This is a genomic window from Brachybacterium aquaticum, from assembly GCF_014204755.1.
Lineage (GTDB): Bacteria > Actinomycetota > Actinomycetes > Actinomycetales > Dermabacteraceae > Brachybacterium > Brachybacterium aquaticum.
Genome location: NZ_JACHLZ010000001.1, coordinates 2,453,258 through 2,469,241 on the forward strand (window position 1 = coordinate 2,453,258; position 15,984 = coordinate 2,469,241).

At 72.9% G+C, this 15,984-nt stretch carries 16 protein-coding genes; 11 read left to right on the forward strand and 5 right to left on the reverse strand.

What is annotated here, in order from left to right:
- Positions 1–9 precede the first annotated feature (9 nt).
- Both HNR70_RS10990 and HNR70_RS10995 read right to left on the reverse strand, forming a co-directional pair.
- The gene (locus HNR70_RS10990) at positions 10–1,749 is read right to left on the reverse strand and encodes a potassium channel family protein (RefSeq protein WP_184325701.1); all 1,740 of its coding nucleotides are present in this window, start codon (positions 1,747–1,749) and stop codon (positions 10–12) included.
- Between the two features lie 20 nt (positions 1,750–1,769).
- The gene (locus tag HNR70_RS10995; RefSeq protein ID WP_184325702.1) at positions 1,770–2,453 is read right to left on the reverse strand and encodes a DUF1801 domain-containing protein; all 684 of its coding nucleotides are present in this window, start codon (positions 2,451–2,453) and stop codon (positions 1,770–1,772) included.
- Positions 2,454–2,618: 165 nt separating this feature from the next.
- Here HNR70_RS10995 and HNR70_RS11000 point away from each other — a divergent pair, with 165 nt between their 5' ends.
- Entirely contained in the window at positions 2,619–3,647 is a 1,029-nt protein-coding gene (locus HNR70_RS11000) for a YdcF family protein (protein ID WP_184325703.1), read from the forward strand.
- Between the two features lie 37 nt (positions 3,648–3,684).
- Here HNR70_RS11000 and HNR70_RS11005 read toward each other — a convergent pair whose 3' ends face one another.
- Positions 3,685–4,302: a biotin transporter BioY gene (locus HNR70_RS11005; RefSeq protein WP_184325704.1), complete on the reverse strand. Its 618-nt coding sequence runs from the start codon at positions 4,300–4,302 to the stop codon at positions 3,685–3,687.
- A gap of 164 nt (positions 4,303–4,466) precedes the next feature.
- Here HNR70_RS11005 and HNR70_RS11010 point away from each other — a divergent pair, with 164 nt between their 5' ends.
- On the forward strand, positions 4,467–5,375 hold the full coding sequence (locus HNR70_RS11010; protein WP_184325705.1) for a zinc-binding alcohol dehydrogenase family protein: 909 nt from the start codon (positions 4,467–4,469) through the stop codon (positions 5,373–5,375).
- Between the two features lie 6 nt (positions 5,376–5,381).
- Here HNR70_RS11010 and HNR70_RS11015 read toward each other — a convergent pair whose 3' ends face one another.
- A complete protein-coding gene (locus tag HNR70_RS11015) occupies positions 5,382–6,107 on the reverse strand; it encodes a M50 family metallopeptidase (RefSeq protein ID WP_184325706.1) in 726 nt (241 codons plus the stop codon).
- 98 nt (positions 6,108–6,205) lie between these two features.
- Here HNR70_RS11015 and HNR70_RS11020 point away from each other — a divergent pair, with 98 nt between their 5' ends.
- The gene (locus tag HNR70_RS11020) at positions 6,206–8,491 is read left to right on the forward strand and encodes a family 78 glycoside hydrolase catalytic domain (protein WP_184325707.1); all 2,286 of its coding nucleotides are present in this window, start codon (positions 6,206–6,208) and stop codon (positions 8,489–8,491) included.
- 131 nt (positions 8,492–8,622) lie between these two features.
- Here HNR70_RS11020 and HNR70_RS11025 read toward each other — a convergent pair whose 3' ends face one another.
- Positions 8,623–8,826 (reverse strand): cold-shock protein, encoded by a 204-nt coding sequence (locus tag HNR70_RS11025; RefSeq protein WP_184325708.1) that lies wholly within the window; start codon positions 8,824–8,826, stop codon positions 8,623–8,625.
- 454 nt (positions 8,827–9,280) lie between these two features.
- Here HNR70_RS11025 and HNR70_RS11030 point away from each other — a divergent pair, with 454 nt between their 5' ends.
- The 8 genes from HNR70_RS11030 to HNR70_RS11065 all read left to right on the forward strand — a co-directional run bounded on the left by HNR70_RS11030 (position 9,281) and on the right by HNR70_RS11065 (position 15,964).
- Positions 9,281–10,420, forward strand: coding sequence for an LLM class flavin-dependent oxidoreductase (locus HNR70_RS11030; RefSeq protein WP_221421126.1), 1,140 nt, complete (start codon positions 9,281–9,283; stop codon positions 10,418–10,420).
- Positions 10,421–10,463: 43 nt separating this feature from the next.
- On the forward strand, positions 10,464–11,792 hold the full coding sequence (locus HNR70_RS11035; protein ID WP_184325709.1) for an ABC transporter substrate-binding protein: 1,329 nt from the start codon (positions 10,464–10,466) through the stop codon (positions 11,790–11,792).
- A 131-nt stretch (positions 11,793–11,923) separates the two neighbouring features.
- A complete protein-coding gene (locus HNR70_RS11040) occupies positions 11,924–12,742 on the forward strand; it encodes a carbohydrate ABC transporter permease (protein ID WP_312857640.1) in 819 nt (272 codons plus the stop codon).
- Positions 12,739–13,575: a carbohydrate ABC transporter permease gene (locus tag HNR70_RS11045; RefSeq protein WP_184325710.1), complete on the forward strand. Its 837-nt coding sequence runs from the start codon at positions 12,739–12,741 to the stop codon at positions 13,573–13,575. The genes HNR70_RS11040 and HNR70_RS11045 overlap by 4 nt, the downstream gene beginning before the upstream one ends.
- A gap of 68 nt (positions 13,576–13,643) precedes the next feature.
- The gene (locus HNR70_RS11050; RefSeq protein WP_184325711.1) at positions 13,644–13,955 is read left to right on the forward strand and encodes a putative quinol monooxygenase; all 312 of its coding nucleotides are present in this window, start codon (positions 13,644–13,646) and stop codon (positions 13,953–13,955) included.
- Between the two features lie 74 nt (positions 13,956–14,029).
- Positions 14,030–14,716 (forward strand): TVP38/TMEM64 family protein, encoded by a 687-nt coding sequence (locus HNR70_RS11055; RefSeq protein WP_312857641.1) that lies wholly within the window; start codon positions 14,030–14,032, stop codon positions 14,714–14,716.
- A 92-nt stretch (positions 14,717–14,808) separates the two neighbouring features.
- Positions 14,809–15,648, forward strand: a complete 840-nt coding sequence (locus tag HNR70_RS11060; protein WP_376768822.1) for a mannitol dehydrogenase family protein — start codon at positions 14,809–14,811, stop codon at positions 15,646–15,648.
- A gap of 43 nt (positions 15,649–15,691) precedes the next feature.
- Positions 15,692–15,964: an HPr family phosphocarrier protein gene (locus HNR70_RS11065; RefSeq protein WP_184325712.1), complete on the forward strand. Its 273-nt coding sequence runs from the start codon at positions 15,692–15,694 to the stop codon at positions 15,962–15,964.
- Positions 15,965–15,984: the final 20 nt, after the last annotated feature.

Below are 15,984 nucleotides of genomic sequence, written 5' to 3' on the forward strand. Positions count from 1 at the left end.
CCGGGCGCGTCAGCGCGTCCCGGCCCCCGCGAGGCGCTTCCGCGAGTACGTCTCCCGGAAGCGCTTCTCGGCATGGCGGTCGCCGAGCAGGAGGAGGGAGCAGGCACCGGCCGGGGGCTGCGCCTCGGCGTCGTGCAGCACGCCGTGCTCGTCGACCACGGCCACGAGGTGGCAGCCGGTGCGACGACGCACCTCCTCGGCCCGCGGGGCGCGGCGGCCCAGCGCCGCCGGGCGCGGCACGAGGTACAGCTCGCTGCCCTCGGCGACCAGCACGCGATGGCTGAGCCCGGCGTGGTTCCACAGGTCGGTCGCACCGATGGTCGCGTAGGACAGCACCGAGTCGGCGCCGGCGCGGTAGAGGGTCGCGACGTTGCGCTCGTAGGTGGCGCGCGAGACGACCTGCAGCTCGGGGCGCAGGCGCCGGCAGAACAGTGTGAGGTACACGTTCAGGTCGTCGTCGCGCGGGGTGACGAGCACGGCGGAGGCCTGGTCGAGGCCCGCGCGGCGCAGGATCCTCTGGTCGGCGGCGTCGCCCTCGACCACGACGTAGCTGGCGGTGCCCTCGAGGACCGAGTAGGAGGTCTCCACCCGCCCGGGCAGCAGCTCCACGATCGTGTTCGGCACGCCCTCGTCGCTGAGCGCACGGGAGGCGGCGCGGCCCACGCGGCCGCCGCCGAGGATCACGACCGGCTCCTCGGGCCGACCGCCCACCTGGAACTGGTCGTCGTAGCCCGCCAGCGCGTCCGGGGAGCCGGCGAGGACCAGCACGGTGTCGGCCGTGATCGGCATGTCGTCGGTCATGGGGCGCAGGCGGCCCTTGCGCAGGATCGCGAGGATCCGCACAGGGGCGCGCAGCGAGGCACGGGCCTCGCCGAGGGAGCGGCCCACGAGCTCGGTGCCGCGCGCGGCGGCCTCGGCGATCCGGGTCGAGCCGAAGCTGCCGATGACGTGGTGGCGACCGGTCGAGCCGAGCACGCGCGAGGCCATCTCCCGGCCCAGCACCGCGCCGAGCTCGAGGACGTGGTCGGCGCCGGCCAGGCCCAGCACGTCCACGGACACGGGCTTGGAGGCGGTGACCGCGATCGGCACCTCGGGGGCGACCTGGCGCACGGTGAAGGCGACATTGGTGTTGGCGGTGTCCGAGAGGGTGGAGACCACCATCCGTGCCCGGGCGGCGCCGGCGTTGCGGTAGGTGGCGGCGGAGTCGAGGGGGCCGACGACCACCTGGCGGCCCTGGTCGTGCAGCTCGCCGGCGAGGGTCGCGTCCTCGAGCACCACGACGGCGGGCACGAGGGACCTCTCGGCGCGCGCCCCGAAGGCCTGGGTCACGGCGTCCGCGCCGACCATCAGCACGTGGTCACGCAGCTGGGGCGGCACCTTGCGGGGCGTGCGCGAGGCGCGGCGGCGGTCCAGCCAGGGCGTGACCACGTACTGGGTGACGAAGAAGGGCAGCAGCACCAGCAGGTACACCACCCCGGACAGCAGCACCCACAGGGAGAACAGCCGTCCCGCGTCGGTGTCGAAGGTGATGTCCCCGTACCCGAGGGTGGACATCGTGGTGACGGCCCAGTAGATCGCCGAGAGGAAGGAGTGCTCCTGGCCCTCGTGGCGCATCAGGAGCACGAACGCGGCGGCGTGGGTAAGCACCATCACCGCTCCGAGCGCCAGGATCAGGATCCCGGCGCGGGAGCGGCGCCCGCCGATCAGCTGCTTCAGGGCGCGCTTGGGCCCCGACACCTCTGTGCCCATCGCTCAGTCGTGTCCCTGCATCAGCCGCGCTCGCCCTCGGGGGCAGGCCCGTTCTCCCAGCAGTGGGCGACGAGCTCGGCGAGCACGTCCTCGTCGATGTCCTCGAGCTTCCGCACCCACACGCAGCCGGCGCCGCGGCGGTTCTTCCCGAGCCGCTCCAGCAGCTCGTCGGAGCGGGGGAAGCCCTGGATGCCGTAGAGCGCGAGCTCGGCCTTGCGGGGGCTGAAGCCGATCTGGAAGGTGTCGCCCTCACGGCCGGTGGCGTAGCGGTAGTGCACCTCGCCGTAGCCGATCATGCTCGCGCCCCACATGGTCGGCCGCTCCCCGGTCGCCTCCCCGAAGATCTCCAGCAGGCGTGCGCCCTCGCGGCTGCGGCGGGCGTCGAGCCCGGCGACGTACTCAGCGGGGTCGACGTCGGTCGCGGCGGTCTTGATGTCCTTGGCGACCTTGCCGGTCGCGCCCTTGGTCACGCGGTCCTCGCGCTTCTCCGGGGCGGGCGGGTTCAGCATCCCGGCGCCGTGCTCCTCGAGCCGGGCCTGGAGGCGGCGCCCGGCGGCGGGGCCGACGCCGTGCAGCTGGGCGAGCTCGGCCCAGTCGCGGCCGTCGAGCTGGGCGAGGGTGGTCAGCCCCTGCACGGCCAGGGCGCGGGCGGCGGGCCGGCCGACGCCGGGCACGTCGCCGATCAGGGTCTCCGGAGCGGTCATGGCGCGAGACTAGTCGACCCCGGGCCCTGCCCGGCACCCCGGACGGGGTGTCGAGCGACACGGCCGACAGGCCCGCGCGGGCGGGCACGGGACGCGCCGCGTGGCACGATGAGCGCTCGTCCGTGCGGGAGGAGAGATGCGGGAGGAGAGACGGGAGGGAGCGGTGTGCTCGGAGCTCTGGCAGTGATGATGCTGTGCACCGTCGCCTGCGCTGTCGCCTGTGCCGTCACCGTCCGCCGCGACCCGCGGCGCCTGGGCACGGGCGCGCTGCTGCTCGGTGCCCTGGTCGCCGCGCTCGCGGCACTCCTCGTCGGGCTCGTCCCCGCGCTCGGGCCGGTGCCCGCGCTGGTGCTCTCCACCGTGCTGTGGGGCCTGCTCGGGGTGCTGGTCGCCGGGCTCGCGATGTGCTGGACCGGGCTGCGAGCGGGCCGGCCCGAGACCCCCACGCGGCCGACGCTGCTGACGGGCCTCGGCGGCCTCGCCCTGCTCGCCGCGCCGCCGCTCGCACTGGCGCTCTGGCACACGGAGGCGGCCCGGGCTCTGATCGTGGCGGCCCCGCTGCTCGGGCTCGCCCTGCACACGGGACTGACCTCGGCCGTGTTCCTCGGTGCCGCGCTGCTGCACGCCCTGCCGCGTCCGCGCCCCGACGCGAGCGGCGTGATCGTGCTGGGCTCCGCCCTCGTCGGCGGCGAGCTGTCCCCGCTGCTGCGGGCCCGCCTGGATCTCGCGGCGGCGGAGCGGGAGCGGCTGGGCGGGCGCGGCGTCGACGCACTGCTGGTGCCCTCGGGTGGGCGCGGCCCCGGAGAGTCACGCGCGGAGGGCACGGCGATGGCCGAGTACCTGGTCGAGACGGCGGGCATCCCGGCGTCGGCGGTGCGGGCCGAGACCCGGGCGCTGACGACGGAGCAGAATCTTCATCTCTCGTGCCCGCTGCTCGCCGCGGCCGGGCTCGAGCCCCCGTACACCGTGTGCACGAGCGGCTACCACGCCTTCCGCGCAGGCGTGCTGATGCGCCGGCTCGGTGTGGACGACACAGGGATCGGCGCGCCGACGCCGCTCGCGGACCTGCCCGCGGCCGCGCTGCGGGAAGCGCTGATCCTGCTGTCCTATCGGCGCTGGTGGTGCCTCGCGGCAGCGCCGCTCACCGCGGCGATCGTGCTGGCGCTGCCCTGGGCGGTCGCGGCGCTGGGGTGAGCCCCGGGGTGAGCGTAACGCCCGCAGGCGGTGCCGCTCAGCGACGCGCGTCCAGGGCGCGCACGCCCTTCCACGCGGCGGGGATGAGCACCGCGGCGAGCACGGCCTTGACCAGGCCGCCGGGGACGAAGGGCCACAGGCCCGCGGCGAGCACGGCGCCGAGCCCGGCGTCGGCCCCGAGGACCGCGTTCATGATCATGGCGAGGTAGGGCAGACCCACGAGGAAGGGCACGGCGCTGGCGGCGACGAAGCCGATCATCGCGAGCACGGGGCGCCGGTCCCAGGCGCGCTCGGCGAACCAGCCGGCCACGAACGCGGCGGGCACGAAGCCGAGGGCGAAGCCGAAGCTCGGCGCGAGCAGCATCGCCGGGCCCCCGGAGAACTCGGCGAACACAGGCGCACCGGCGAGGCCGATGAGCAGGTAGGCCGCCATGGAGAGCGCGCCGCGGCGGGCGCCGAGGGCGGCGCCCACGAGGATCACGCCGAGGGTCTGCCCGGTGATCGGCACGAGCGGCAGCGGGATGGTGACCTGGGCGAGGAGCGCGACCACGGCGGCGCCGGCCAGCACGAGACCCGCGTCCAGGACGCGGGAGCGGTGCGGGGCCAGGGCATCGGCCAGGACGGGGCGGCGGGCCGGGACGGCGAGCGCGGACATGGAACTCCTCGGGGCTGAGCGGTGGGACTGCAAGGGCCAGGTTACGCACTGTCCGCAGGTGCGTCTGCCCCCGCCCGACGGATGGAGGGTGCCGCCGGGCCCGTTCGACCTGGGTATGTTCGGTGCAGGGACGGCCCTGTCCCGCTCGCCCAGGGAGGAGAACGATGAAGTCCATCCAGGTCACCCGGCCCGGCGCCGTCACCGTGGCGGAGGTCGACGCACCCCGGCCCCGGGCGGGCGAGGCGCTCCTGCGGGTCTGCTACGCCGGGATCTGCGGGTCCGACATCCAGACCTTCCGGGGCACCCAGCCCTTCGCGAGCTACCCCCGCGTCCCCGGGCACGAGTTCTCCGCGGAGATCGTCGAGTTGGGCGGTGCCTCCGAGGACTTCGCGGTGGGCGATGTCGTCACCGGCGTCCCGTACTTCCAGGACGGCACCTGCTACTCGTGCCGCCGCGGACTGATCAACGCCTGCGTGCACAACGAGACCATGGGCGTGCACCGAGACGGCGCGTTCCAGGAGCTGATCACCATGCCCCTGGACCGCCTCCACACGGCGGACGGGGTCGATCCCCGCGACCTGGCCCTGGTCGAGCCCTTCTCCATCGGCTACCACGCCGTGCTGCGCGCCGATGTCGCCGAGGGGGTCCGGGTCCTCGTGCTCGGCGCCGGCGCCATCGGCCTGCTGACCAAGCTCTCGGCCCTCACCCGGGGTGCGGAGGTGTGGATCGCGGACGACGTCGTCTGCGAGGCGACCGGTCTGCCTGTCTCGTTCCTCAACGCCGTCGAGGCCTCCGCCGTCGGTGCGCGCATCGTGCTGATCGGGAACGGCACCCGCGAGGTGACCTTCAACCAGTCCACGCTGATCAAGAAGGAGCTGACCGTGCTCGGCTCCCGCAACAGCGCCGGGGTGTTCGACACCCTCATCGACCTGCTCGCACGGAAGGTCGTCGACGTCTCGCCCCTGCGCACGAGGATCGTGCCCCTCACCGGCGCCGCGGAGGCGCTCGAGTCCGCCGCGCAGGGGGCGAGCGGAGAGATCAAGGTCCTCATCGAGTTCCCCGCGGGGAGCTGACCCCGCTCACCCCCGCAGCAGCGGCCACATCGTCACGCCCGCCCACCACGTGCACAGCCCCAGCACGAGGGCGAAGCTCACCGTCCACACGACCGCCGGCAGCGGGGTGAGCTGGGCGAGCTGGCCGGGGTCGTCGGCGCGGCCTCCCCGCCGGGCGACGGCGCCGAGGTGCCGCCACGCGCCCAGCAGCAGGAACACCCCGGCGGCGAGGGTGAGCAGCGCGGTCAAGGCGGGGCTGCCCCACCACCACAGCGCCCCGATCCCGGCGGCGGTGGCGAGGACGGCGAGGACCGTGTGCCCGGAGCGGGTGAACACGAGCGAGATCACCAGCACCACCAGCGCCGCGAACAGGGCGGTGCGGGACCAGCCGTGCAGGGCGATCTGCATCAGCAGCGCCCCCACCACGGCGGGGGCGGGGTAACCGGCCCAGGTGGACAGGATCCGACCGAGGCCGCGCCGGGGGCCGACGGTGACGGCATGGCCGGACATGTCCGCGCTGACCACGAAGCCCGTGAACCTCCGCCCCATGAGGATCCCGACCAGCGCATGGCCGAGCTCGTGGACGATGGTCACCCCCGGGCGCAGCAGCCGCCACAGCGGCGGCACCGCGACGGCGAGCGCGGCGATGAGCAGGGCGAGCAGCACCCACCGCCCCTGGGCCGGGGCGGCCACGGGGCCGGTGCGCTCCCCGATCCCACCGAGGATCTCGCGGAGGATCTCGCCGATGTCCATCGGCACATGGTGGCACCCGTGTCCTGGCCGTGCCTGGGAGGGCGCCCGTGCCAGACTGGACCGATCCGCGCGAGCGAGCGACGAAACAGGAGACACGGATGGTCGGCATCTCCTCCTCCCTGGCGCGCTGGATCACCGCCCCGGGCCCGGACCCCCAGAACCCGCTGCTGCGGCTCGGCCTGGACCTGCCCGCCCCGCCCGTGTCCGCCACATGGCTGGTGACGGGGCTGGGCACCTTCCGCGCCCATGTGAACGGGGTCGAGGTCGGGGAGGGCCGTCTGGAGCCGGGGCTGACCGACCCGCGCTCGCGCGTGCAGGTGGTCGAGCTGGAGATCGCCACGCTGCTGCACCGCGGCGAGAACGTGCTGGGGATCGAGCTGGGCCGCGGCTTCCACACGATGACCACCCCGAACGAGTGGCGGTGGCACGAGGCGCCGTGGCGCTCCCCGGTACGGGCCTGGGCCCTGCTGCGCCTGCACCTCGCCGACGGCTCCTCGCGCGCCGTCGCGACCGGTGAGGACTGGCGCACCCGCCCGGGGCCCGTCACGTTCGACTCGATGTACGAGGGCGAGACCTTCGCGCCGACGGAGGACCCCGCGGCCTGGACCCGTCCCGGCTACGACGCCGCGGACTGGGAGCCGGTGCTGGTGGCCCGCACCTCCCGGAGCGCGCGGCGCCGGGCGGAGCTGCCGGAGCCGGTGATGCAGCGCCGCGTCCAGGAGCCGGTCGTCGAGCAGGACGAGATCGTGCCGGAGCTGGTCTCCTCCACCCTCACCCGCGCCGTGCTGGACATGGGGCGGGTGATCGCCGGCTGGTGCGAGTTCTCCCTCGCGGACGACGTCCCCGCCGACGCCCCGCCACTCGAGCTGGTCGCCCGCCACGCCGAGAAGCTGCGGGAGGACGGACGGGTCGACGCCGCGAACCCGCACGTGCACACGGACCGGTTCCAGGAGGACCGGGTGCTGCTCCATCCCGCTTATGCCCGCTCCTTCGCCCCGCGCCACAGCTACAAGGGCTTCCGCTACGTCGAGGTGGAGGCGGCGCCCGGGGATCTCGCCCGCCTGCGCGTCACCGGGTTCCTGGCCCACGCCGACCTGCGCGCGGCCAGCACCCTCACCAGCGCCGACCCGTATCTCCAGCGGTTCGACGCCGCGATGCGCGCATCGCTGCTGAACAACATGCACCATGTCCCCACGGACTCGCCGAGCCAGGAGAAGAACGGCTGGACCGGGGATGCGTTGACGGCGCTCGCGGCGATGACCACGTCCTTCGACATGCGCCGCATGCTGCGCAAGTGGCTGGACGACCAGGTCGACGCCCAGCGCCCCGACGGGTCCCTCGCGGTGATCTCTCCCAGCCCGGGCTGGGGCTACGAGGAGCTCTCCCCCGCCCCGGAGTGGACCTGTCTGCTGCCGATGCTGCTGGAGGAGATGGTGGTCGAGCACGGGGAGGCGGACCTCGTCGCCCGCCACGCCCCGGCCGCCGGCCGGTACCTCGCCCATGAGCTGGGCCGGCGCGACGGCGACGGGCTGATCGGCGGGGTGCTCGGCGACTACCTCTCCCCCGGCAGTCCCGGCCCCGCCCCGGAGGACCGGCGCCTGTCCGCGACCCTCCATGTCGCCCGCGCCCTGCGCGCCCTCGCCCATGCGCTCGAGCTGGCAGGGGAGGAGCCGGCGGCCGACGGGAGCGCACTCCTGGATCCCGCCGGGCTCCGCGCCGAGGCGGAGGCGCTCGAGCGGGCGGTGAACACCGTCTTCCTCGACCCCGAGCGCGGCCTCTACCGCGATCCGGACCCCGACTCCCCCGGCTCCCGCGCCTACCGCCAGACCTCGAACATCCTGCCGCTGGCCTTCGACGTGGTCCCCGCCGAGCACGTGGACGCCGTGGTCGCCCATCTGGTGGAGGACATCGAGGCGCGCGGCGACCACCACGACTGCGGCCATCTCGGGGTGCGGCACCTGCTGCCGGTCCTGTCCCGTCACGGCCACGGGGCGCTGGCCCTGCGGGTGCTCGAGAACCCCACCGCGCCGGGCTGGCGGGCCTGGCTCGAGGCCGGGAACGCGACCCTCGCCGAGAAGTGGGAGGATCCCCGTTCCCACTCCCACTACTTCATGGGCACGCCGGTGACCTGGATCCACGAGCATGCGCTCGGGCTGCAGCGCGGGAGGGACGGCTGGCAGGAGTTCCGGGTCGCCCCGGATCCCGACGTCCCCGTCGGCCGCCTGACCATGACCCGCCGCACCGACCTCGGCGAGATCGTCCTCAAGGTCGACCGCGACGCCCGCACCCTCTCGCTCACCGTGCCGGACGGCACGAGTGCGCAGGTCCTCCTTCCGGGCCTCGAGCGTGATCTCGGCCCCGGGGAGCACGTGCTGACCTGGTGACCGTCCCCAGTCGTCCTTCCCCCGACGCATGACGACGCCCGCCGCACCCGGCAGGAGCCGGGGCGACGGGCGTCGGAGATCAGGGGCGGCCCAGCGGACCGCGCCGCGCGCGAGGCGCGCGGATCAGCAGATCAGAGAGCGCGGATGTTGGTCGCCTGCAGGCCCTTGGGGCCCTGCTCGACGTCGAACTCCACGCGCTGGTTCTCGACCAGGTCGCGGCGGCCGGTGCCGACGATGGCGCTGAAGTGCGCGAACACATCGGCGGAGCCGTCCTCGGGAGCGATGAAGCCGAAGCCCTTGTCGGAGTTGAACCAGCTGACGATGCCAGTAGCCATGGGGTGTTTTCCTTCGTTGTCGTGAGTCACAGGACGTGACCCGTAGAGATGCGCTGCCCGGAGGCGGCGCGGACCACCGCCGACGACGGGACGTCGCCGGTGCGGTCGGAATGTGGGGCCGGTGCGGCCGGGGCGGAGGAGGTGATGGGACCCTTGTCTTCTCGGTGTGTCTGCGCGACCGTCGTCGGTCGCCTCCGAGGGAGGCATCCTGCGCCGTGCGTGTCGGCGCACCCACCGCCGGGGGGCGGGGCCGTGCGGCCGACATCGACCACCCTACGGCATCGCGGGCCAAGGTCGTTCCCGGGAGACCCACCGATGTGATCCAGCGGACCTCGCGGGTCCGGCGCGCTAGGGTGCGGGGAGAGAACCCCGGCGGCCCGGGGGCGGGTCCTGGTCGATCCCCGCTCCGCGGCCCCGCGAAGGAATTGCCGCACCGCGAAGGAAATGAGGCCCCGTGTCCGACGCCGCCGTCTCCCCCCGCTTCCACTGGTTCCTGCCGCCGCGCGGCGACGCCATGGCCCCCACCGCGGTCGCCGTGGAGAACGCCGAGCCCGCGGACCCGGCGCAGCTGATGGACTTCCAGACCGAGGTGGCACTCGCCGCCGAGCAGGGCGGCTTCACGGGAGTGCTCACCCCCGTCGGCATCAACTGCCCGGACCCGTGGGTGGTCTGCTCCGCGGTCGCGGCCCGCACCTCCACCCTCACTTTCATCGTCGCGCTGCGCCCGAGCCTCGCCTCGGCGACCCTCGTCGCCCAGCAGGCCGACACCTTCCGCCGCCTCCACCACGGCCGGCTGATCCTCAACATCGTCACCGGCGGCAACCCCGCCGAGCAGGCCGAATACGGCGTGCACGTCCCCCACGACGAGCGCTACGACATCACCGACGAGACGCTGCAGGCGATCCGCCCTCTGCTGGACGGGGGGAAGGTCGACTTCGAGGGCCGCCACCTCCACCTCGTCGGCGCGCAGCTGCCCGAGCCCACCACCCAGCCGGTCCCGATCTTCTTCGGCGGCGCCTCCGCCAAGGCCGTCGAGGTCGCCGCCGCCCGCGCGGACACCTACCTGCTGTGGGGCGAACCGCTCGCGGACATCGCCGCTCGCCTCGACACCGTGCGCAAGGCGGCCCGGCAGGCGGGGCGGGAGCTCTCCTACGGCCTGCGCATCCACGTCATCTCCCGCGACACCTCTGAGGAGGCGTGGCAGGTCGCCGCGGACATCCAGTCCGGCTTCGACACGGACTCCGTCGCCGAGGTGCAGAAGCTCAAGGCCTCCATGGACTCCGTGGGCCAGGCCCGCATGGGCGCCCTGCACGGCACCGAGATCCCCGGCAGCGTGCAGGACCTCGTGGTCGGCCCGAACCTGTGGTCCGGGATCGGGCTGATGCGCGAGGGCGTCGGCACCGCGCTCGTCGGCTCCCACGACGAGGTCGCCGACCGGCTCGTGGAGTACGCCGACCTCGGCATCGACGAGTTCATCCTCTCCAGCTACCCGCACCGCGACGAGGCGCTGCGGGTGGGACGCGAGGTCCTCCCCCGCGTCCGCGAGCGGCTGTCCGGCCGCGACAGCGCCCAGTCCTCCGCCGTCGGCGCCTGACCCCGCCGCTCTCCCCTCCCCCCCTCACGCAACGGAGCCCGCCATGACCACTCGCCGTGCCCACTCCCCCCGCGCTCTCACCTCCCGCGGCGCCGGGCCCTCGCGCCGCGCGCTGCTCTCCGCCCTCGGCGCGGGCGGTGCCGCCGCCGCGCTCGCGGCCTGCGGCGGCCCCGGCTCCGGCGGCTCGGACGAGCCCGCGGCCGCGCCGTCGGCGGGCGGCGACCTGTCCGGGAGCGTGAACTTCTACCACTGGCGCAGCGAGGACAAGGCGGTGCTCGACGAGCTCGTCGCGACCTTCACCGAGCAGACCGGGGTCGAGGTCGAGCAGACCATCGACCCCTCGGAGCAGTACCAGTCCACCGCCGCCCAGAAGGCGCGCGGCGGGGACATCGGCGATGCGCTCACCGCCTTCCGCGGCACCCAGCTGGACCAGTTCGCGGAGCTGGGGATCTTCACCGACCTCGGCGACGCGGAGTACGTCGGCAACTACGAGCCGAACCTCATCACCCCCGGCGAGCACGACGGAGTGCAGCTGGGCCTTCCCTACCAGCTGGTCTTCAACATGCCGCTGCTGAACACCGACCTGGCGGAGCAGGCGGGCCTCAGCGAGGTCCCCGGCGACTGGGACGCCTACCTCGACATGCTCGACAAGCTGCGCGGCCTCGGCGTCACCCCCATCGCATGGCCGGGCAACGACCCCGCCAACGCCTTCCAGATCATCAACTCGCTGGCCATGAACAACGGCCCGGACGACCAGATGTTCGCGAAGATCGAGACCGGGGAGAACAAGGCCACCGACGACTGGTGGATCAGGAGCCTCACCCAGTTCCAGGAGCTGTCCGGCTACTTCCAGGACAACTTCGCCGGCTCCGGCGTGGACGGGGTGCTGTCCCTGTTCAGCCAGGGCGAGGCGGCGATCCTGCCCACCGGCAGCTACCAGATCGGGCAGGTCCGCGAGGCCGGCGGCGCGTTCGGCCTCGACTTCGCGCCGGTGATGACCAATGTCGCCGGGGAGGAGCCCGCCTATGAGGGCATCTTCAACTCGACCTTCATCCTGGGCGTGAACTCCGCCGCCCAGAACCCCGAGGGTGCGGCGGCCTGGATCGAGTTCCTCTCCGACCCGGTCAACGCCGCCGCCTACGGCGACGGCACCTCCCAGCACGTGACCGTCGCCGGGGTCGAGTACGAGAACCCGGACCTGCAGGCCCTCGCCCCCTGGCAGAGCCGCAACACGCTGCTGGCCCCGCGCTTCCAGTTCATCAACCTCGACATCCGCTCCGCGATCGAGAACTCGCTGGTCGCCGTCGCCACCGGCAAGAGCCCGGAGCAGGCGGCGGAGGAGGCGCAGAAGCTGGTGGAGGAGCAGCTCTGAGCGCCGGCACCACGGCGACGGCGGGCAGCCCGCAGGCGGCCGTCGCCCCGCCCCGCCGTCGGCGCCGCCGCCGGATCGACCCGCTCCTGCTGCTCTTCCTGGTCCCCGCCGGGGTCGTCTACCTGTGGTTCGTGCTGTGGCCGACGCTGCAGGCCTTCCAGTACTCGGCGACCGACTGGAACGGGCTCTCGGCGGACTTCAACTGGGTCGGGCTCGGGAACTACGAGAACCTCGCCACGAACGACTCGGTGTTCCGCAAGGCCTTCGGGAACTCGATCTCGTTCATGCTCGTGGTGGTCATCGGGCAGACGATCCTCTCGCTCGCCCTCGCCCTCGCGCTGCTGCGCAGCTCGCGGATCTCGATCCTCCTGCGCGCCCTGTTCTTCTTCCCCACGGTGCTGAGCTCCGTCTCGGTGGCGTTCATCTGGTCGTTCATCTACGACCCGAACTTCGGGCTCGCCAACCGCGCCCTCGCCGCGGTGGGCCTCGGGTCCCTGCAGCAGCCGTGGCTCGGGGACCAGCAGATGGCGATCTTCTACCTCGCCATCGTGCAGATCTGGTTCCACTCGGGCCAGATGATGGTCGTGTACATCGCGGGGCTGCAGCAGATCCCGCAGGAGCTCTACGACGCGGTCGCGCTCGACGGTGCGGGGCGCTGGCAGACCTTCCGATACCTCACCTTCCCGCTCGTGCAGCCGGCGACCGTCATCGTCGTCGCGTACACGACGATCCAGTCGTTCAAAGCCTTCGACCTGATCATCGCGAGCACCGGCGGCGGCCCGAACAACGCCACCCAGATCCTCGCGACGCTGATCTACCAGACGGCCTTCCGCAACTTCGAGATGGGCTACGCCGCCGCGCAGTCGGTGATCTTCATGGTCGTGATCGCCGTCATCACGATCCTGCAGCGCAAGGCCGTGTCCCTCGCCTCCGGAGGGAGCGACCGATGAGGAGGAGCACCCGCTGGGACTGGTCCGAGCTGCCCCGCTGGGCGCTGCTGACCGTGTATGCCCTGATCATCGCGGTGCCGCTGGTCGTGGTGGTGTTCACTGCCTTCAAGACCTCCCAGCAGATGTACCGCGACCCCTTCGGGCTGCCGCCCACGCCCACGCTCGACAACTTCGCGGAGCTGTGGGCCGGCGGCCGGATCGGCACGAGCTTCCTGAACTCGGTGACCGTCACCCTCGTCTCGGTGACGGTGACGCTGCTGGTGGCGAGCCTCGCCGCGTTCGCGATCGCACGGCTCGGCGGCCGGCTCGGCACGATCGTGTTCGCGCTCTTCAGCCTGGGCCTCGCCGTCCCCGCCCAGGTGGCGATGATCCCGCAGTACGTCATCTTCGATCAATTGGGGCTGACCAACTCCCTGCTGGGCCTGATCCTCATCAACATCGCGGTCACCTGCTCGGTGGCGATCTTCATCCTCACCGGGTTCTTCCGCACCCTGCCCGGGGAGCTGTTCGAGGCGGCAGAGATCGACGGGGCGAACACCTGGCAGCTGTACTGGCGGATCGCGCTGCCGCTGTCCACGCCGTCCCTCGCGGCGGTGGCGATCTTCCTGTTCGTCATGCACTGGAACGACCTGCTCTACCCGCTGCTGTTCATCACCGACCCGGACCTGGCCACGCTCCCCAAGGCGTTGCTGGACTTCAAGGGCGAGTACACGACGAACTTCCCGGTGCTCTTCGCGGGCGTGGTCATCGCGTCGATCCCGATGATCGTCGCCTACGTGCTGCTGCAGCGCTGGTTCGTCGCGGGCATCACCGCGGGCGCTGTGAGGGGCTGAGCGCACGGCTGAGCGCGGGGATGGGGCAGGATGGGGCACTCACCCCCGCCTCCACCGAAGGAGACTCCATGACCGTCGTCGTCACCGCCGTGTTCCAGCCCAAGGACGGCAAGCAGAAGGAGCTCGCCGAGGCGATGCGCCGCGGCATCGAGGCCGTGCACACCGAGCAGGGCTGCGAGCTCTACGCGATCCACGAGGCCGAGGACGGCACGATCACCATGATCGAGAAGTGGACCAGCGCGGAGGACCTCGACACCCACGGCGACAGCGACCAGGTCAAGATCCTGCGCGCGGACATCGCCGACCTGATCGAGGGCCCCGCGACCGTCACCCGCATGACCCCGATCCCCGCGGGCACCGCGCAGCAGGGCGCCCTCTGAGCACCGCCGACGCCCTGGAGCCCCAGGAGGAGCGCCCGCCCCGCGAGGAGCGCGACCGCACCCCCTGGGGCTCCGTGCTGCGCAACGTCCTGCTGGTCGTCGTCGCGGCGGTGATGCTATGGCTCGCCCTGAACGTGCGCCTGCCCTCGCTGTCCGAGCTCCGGGGTGGGATCGAGGACCTCGGCGCCTGGGCCCCGCTCGCCTTCATCGCGCTGTACGCCGTGGTCGCCCTGACCCCGATCCCGGTGACGATCATGGCCGTCGCGGGCGGGCTGCTGTTCGGGGTGCCGCTCGGGACGGTGCTGTCGATGGTGGGCGTGGTCACCGGCTGCGTCGGCGCGTACTGGATGGCGCGGGGGCTGGGCCGCGAGACGGTGATGCGGGCGCTCGGCTCCCACCGCGAGATCGTCGAGGACCGGCTCGAGGGCGGCGGCTTCTACGCGGTGTGCACGCTGCGCCTCATGCCGGGCATCCCCTTCTGGCCCGTGAACTACGGCAGCGGGGCGCTCGCCATCCCCTTCCGCGAGTTCCTCCTCGCCACCGCTCTCTCGGCCCTGCCCGGCCAGGTCTCCCTCATCGCGATCGGCGCGTTCGTCGCCTCTCCCTCGGTTCCCGCGGGCGCCGTCGTGGTGGTCTCCTGGATCGTGGTGATCGCGCTGACGATCGCCTCCTTCCGGCGCTGGCGCGCGACCCGCGCCTCCGCGCCCACCTCGCACGACGCCGGGCCCGGAGTCCCTGACCAGGGCCCGGTTCGGGACTAGACTTCGGGGCACGCCGACGGCCCGTCGGCCGCGGCGGGGCCCTCGCCCCGCGCCGCTCGCCCCGAGGACCAGGTCCGTGGTCCCGCACCCGAGTGAGGTTGGCCCATGACCACCACGACCGAGGCCACGAGCGGGTTCAGCCCGCGGGTGGCACTGCAGAAGGTCGGCACATCCCTGTCGAACATGGTGATGCCGAACACGACGACCTGGACGAGAAGGCCTTCTTCGCCAACACCGCGGTGGACCGCATCGTGCCGGTCCAGGCCGAGGGCTCCGGGCTCGACGTCGTGGTGGAGGACTTCCACGAGTGGGCCGTCGAGCGCGGCCCCTTCGACGGCGCGGAGCCGGACGTCCCGGGCATCACCTGGGTGGACGAGCTCGGCCCGTACATCGAGCGGAAGCTGTTCACGGTGAACACCGGCCACGCGACCACCGCCTGGCACGGCGCCCGCACGGGCCATGCCACCATCGCCGAGGCGATCTCCGACCCGGAGGTCTCCGCGCAGGTGACGGCGGTGCTCGAGGAGACCTCCTCGCTGCTGGTCGCCAAGCACGGCTTCTCCGAGGAGGAGATGACGAGCTACCGCACCAAGGTGCTGGGCCGCTTCGCCAACGCCTCCCTGCCCGACCCGGTGGAGCGCGTGGGCCGCTCCCCGCTGCGCAAGCTCTCGCGCGAGGACCGCATCATCGGCCCCGCCGCCGAGCTCGCCGAGCGGGGACTCGGCCACGAGGCGCTGCTGAACGCCCTCTCCGCCGCACTGGTGTTCACGCCGGAGGGCGACGAGGAGGTCGACCGCCTCCAGGAGATCCTCTCCTCCTCCGACCCCGATGCGGCCACGGCCGAGATCACGGGCCTGGAGCCGTCCCATCCCCTGTACGCCGAGGTGCGCGAGCGGATCGCGTCCCCGGTATATTCCCGTCACAGCGAGTGACCCGACGTCCCAACCCCGGGACAGAACCGAAAGGCACACCACCATGGCAGAGCGCACCGTCAAGATCGCCAGCTCCTCGGGCCTGCACGCCCGTCCGGCCGGCATCTTCGCCCAGGCCGCTGCGGAGCAGCCGGCGTCCGTCACCATCGAGAAGGTCGGCGGCAACGCCGTCCAGGCCTCGAGCATGCTCATGCTCATGACCCTCGGTGCCGGTCACGGCGACGAGGTCACCCTGCGTGCGGAGGGCGACGGGGCCGAGGAGTCGGTCAACGCCCTCGCGGACCTGCTCGAGAAGGACCTCGACGCGGAGGGCTGATCCTCCCCGACGTCCCGGCA